We start from the raw sequence: 3,354 nt of genomic DNA, 5'->3' as shown, positions 1-3,354 counted from the left end.
TCGAAGAGTTCGGGCTCGAATCCGAGGCGCTCGACCGCTTGGCCTTGATTGTGCGCGCAGCCGACACCGCAAGCCTCGACCTGGCCCCCCAGGCAGCCGGATTCCTGGCCGCCTCGCTTGGCCTGTCGCGGATGTTTCGCGACGATCTGGAACAGCTGGAGGCAGGCATGCTGCTCTACGATGCGTTTTTCCGATGGTGCCGCGACGCCACCGAGGAGACGCACAACTGGCCAGGCAAGCCATCATGAGCGCCCACACCTCTGAAAAAACTGGGGCTTCTGGCAAAACTGGCGAGACCGTCGAAGCGCCGTCAGCGCCAACCTTCCGCGAAGGCGTAAAGCTCTGGGCAAAAATCGGCCTGCTCAGCTTCGGCGGACCGGCCGGGCAGATCGCGCTCATGCACAAGGAACTGGTCGAGGAACGGCGTTGGATCGGCGAGCAGCGTTTCCTGCATGCGTTGAACTACTGCATGCTGCTGCCCGGCCCTGAAGCCCAGCAACTCGCTATCTATATCGGCTGGTTGCTGCACCGGACGATCGGCGGCCTCGTCGCCGGCATCCTCTTCGTCGCGCCGGGCGCGCTTGTGATGCTCACCTTGAGCATCCTCTATGCGCTGTATGGCGACGCCCCCCTCGTCGAGGCGCTGTTTTTCGGGGTGAAAGCGGCCGTGCTCGCCATCGTGATCGAGGCGATGATCCGGATCGGACGACGTGCCCTGAAGAATCGGGTCATGGTGTCGATTGCGGTCGCCGCCTTCATCGGCATCTATGCATTGAACGTGCCGTTTCCGCTCATTATCCTGCTTGCCGGCCTGGCAGGCTGGATTGGCAACCGTGTTGCGCCCGCCCTTTTCTCCGGCGCGTCGCACGGCAAGGGCGATGCTCCCGACATCAAGGGCGCGGTCGATCTGATGTTCGAGCGCGGCGAGCTGGCCCACACCAGGCCGACGCGGTGGCATGCGCCGCGCACCATTGCGATCTGGCTGCCGATCTGGCTGGGGCCTGTGCTTCTGATCTGGGCGTTCACCGGATCCGCCAGCGTGTGGATTGAGATTGGTGGCTTCTTCAGCGTCATGGCGGTCGTCACCTTCGGCGGCGCCTACGCGGTCCTTGCCTATGTCGCGCAGGCAGCGGTCGAATCCTTCGGCTGGCTCGCACCCGGTGAGATGGTTGACGGCCTTGGGCTTGCCGAGACGACGCCGGGTCCGCTCATTCTGGTTCTGCAGTTCGTCGGTTTTCTCGCCGCGTTCCGCCAGCCCGGAGCCTTGAACCCACTGCTTGCCGGATCGCTGGGGGCGATGCTCACCCTGTGGGCGACGTTCACGCCTTGCTTCTTCTGGATATTCCTCGGTGCGCCCTACATCGAAGCCCTGCGTGGCAACAAGGCGCTGTCGGCGGCGCTGAGCGCGATCACCGCCGCCGTCGTCGGCGTCATCATGAATCTCGCTCTGTGGTTCGGCTTGCACGTCATTTTCGGGGAGGTGCGCAACATCGGGCTTGGAATGGACGTGCCGGTGTTTTCATCGACCGACTGGCGTGCGGCGCTGCTGTCGTGTGCTGCCATGATCGCCATTCTGAAGCTGAAGATCGGCATGCTGCCGACGCTTGCGGGATCGGCCCTCGCCGGTGTCTTGTTGTTGGCAGCGAGCGGATAGCGACTGCGTGCGGCGGGCGCTTCGCTGCGGTTTCGGGCATTCGGATGAAGGAACATCATGGCGAGACGACGCTCTTCCCTAGGCTTCCTCGGCATGTTCGGTCGCTCAGGCGACCTCAGGCAACTCGACGCCGCGTTACGTGGCGTCGACCTTCATCCCGCCCTTGTGCCGGAGGGAGCTAAGCTCACCATCGTCAATCTGATGAAGGATCACTGGGCCGACGAGCCGCCACCACACGCCTACCCGCCGGTGGCGCAGCTACTTGGCTATTGTATAGCCGGCCCGGAGGCGTTCGAGCGATCCAACGGCCTTCAACATAGGCTGGATGCGGAGCGCCGGCTGGAGGCAGCCCTTGAGGCCGGCGACAGCTTCGATGCGCAAATCGTTCTGATGGCGTTGCATGCCAAGCTGATCAGTGGCGAGGTCGTCGAGCGCTACGGTTTGAGCGCCGACTAGACCATGATCCCGGAAGTGGAAACCCGGTTTTCGGAAAAGATCATGGTCCAGCAGAAAGGTAGAGCCCCATCCCGATTTTGTCGGGGTGGATTAGGCTCTGACCGTTTTGACGAGAAGCGTCCTCAGCCGCCCATGCCGCTGCGCGGCAGATGGATCAGATTGCCGAAGCGAGCGCGCAACTTGTCGTCGAGGAGCTTCGGCACGTGGCGCGGGAAGCGCTCGGCGAGGATGCGTTTCTTCTCTATGATAGCCCGCTGCAAGATGTCGGGCCTGCCTTTCTCGTTCCACTCCTTCGGCGAAAAGCGGTCGCCGACCGCCGGGTAGAAGTACTCGGTCTGCATCAACCGCAGCGTCTGCTCGTTGCCGAGATAGTGACCCGGCCCCTTCAGGCAGACGTCGGCGATGGTGTCTATCGATAGCGACTCATCGGTCACCTCGATGCCACGCACGCAGCGCAGGCAATGGCCGAGCATGTCGTTGTCGATGATCAGGCTTTCCAGGCAGAAGCCGAGCAGGGAAGCGTGCATGCCGGCCGATTCGTAGACGAGGTTGAGGCCGGCAAGACCGGCCATCACATCGGTGATGCCCTTTTCGTAACCGGACTGAATATCGGGCAGTTTCGAATCCGTCATGCCGGCGGCCGAACCGCCCGGCAGGTCGTAGAATTGCGCCATCTGAGCGCAGGCGGCGGTCAGCACCGCTTGCTCGGCCGAGCCGCCGGACATGGCGCCGGTCCTGAGGTCCGAAACGAACGGCCAGGTGCCGAAGATCGCCGGATGCCCCGGTTTGATGACGTTGACATAGACAAGGCCTGCGAGCACCTCGGCCACCGCTTGCACCACCGCACCGGCGATCGCCGCCGGCGCTGTGGCGCCCGCCTGACCGGCCGACAGCAATAGGATTGGAATGCCGCCTTCGACGCAGGCCTCGAGCACGCCGCAGGCGTCCTCGGCGAATTTCATCGGCGGTACGACAAAACAGTTCGAATTGGAGACGAAAGGCCGCGCGCGAAAATTCTCTTCGCCGCCGGCAATCGCGTAGAGCATGTCGAGCGCCGGCTTTACGTTCTCGCGCACCGTGAAGGACGTGCCGACATGCTTCGACGTCCCCATCACGCAGGCGTAGAGCGTGTTGAAATCCATGTCGAGAGGATCGGGAATGTCGCGCGGCACCATCGGCCGCTGGAAGAAATGGATGTTGTCGAGCCCCTCGACGATGCGGGCGGCGTCGTAGATGTCCTGCAG

Annotated in this window: 4 protein-coding genes; 3 read left to right on the top strand and 1 reads right to left on the bottom strand. The window is 63.2% G+C overall.

Features of this window, described 5'->3' with window-relative positions; translation table 11 throughout:
* From E5W87_RS24260 to E5W87_RS24250, 3 genes are all read left to right on the top strand, one after another.
* A partial coding sequence (locus E5W87_RS24260) for a chromate resistance protein ChrB domain-containing protein (RefSeq protein ID WP_292403266.1) occupies positions 1 to 248 on the top strand: 248 nt, incomplete at its 5' end.
* A complete protein-coding gene (chrA, locus tag E5W87_RS24255; protein ID WP_292403263.1) occupies positions 245 to 1,654 on the top strand; it encodes a chromate efflux transporter in 1,410 nt (469 codons plus the stop codon). The genes E5W87_RS24260 and chrA, both read left to right, overlap by 4 nt.
* A 57-nt stretch (positions 1,655 to 1,711) precedes the next feature.
* Positions 1,712 to 2,110, top strand: coding sequence for a hypothetical protein (locus E5W87_RS24250; protein WP_292403260.1), 399 nt, complete (start codon positions 1,712 to 1,714; stop codon positions 2,108 to 2,110).
* Between the two features lie 122 nt (positions 2,111 to 2,232).
* Here E5W87_RS24250 and E5W87_RS24245 read toward each other — a convergent pair.
* Positions 2,233 to 3,354, bottom strand: a 1,122-nt coding sequence (locus E5W87_RS24245) for a trimethylamine methyltransferase family protein (RefSeq protein ID WP_292403257.1), incomplete at its 5' end; no start/stop codon positions are given.

This window comes from Mesorhizobium sp. (genome assembly GCF_004962925.1).
Taxonomy (GTDB): domain Bacteria; phylum Pseudomonadota; class Alphaproteobacteria; order Rhizobiales; family Rhizobiaceae; genus Mesorhizobium.
The sequence above is the reverse complement of the archived record's forward strand: the minus strand, read 5'-3'. Positions and strand labels throughout refer to the sequence as shown.

Excerpts from the sequence above, each read along its gene's own strand:
- chrA (WP_292403263.1), top strand. The coding sequence starts at position 245 with ATGAGCGCCCACACCTCTGAAAAAACTGGGGCTTCTGGCAAAACTGGC.
- E5W87_RS24250 (WP_292403260.1), top strand. The coding sequence starts at position 1,712 with ATGGCGAGACGACGCTCTTCCCTAGGCTTCCTCGGCATGTTCGGTCGC.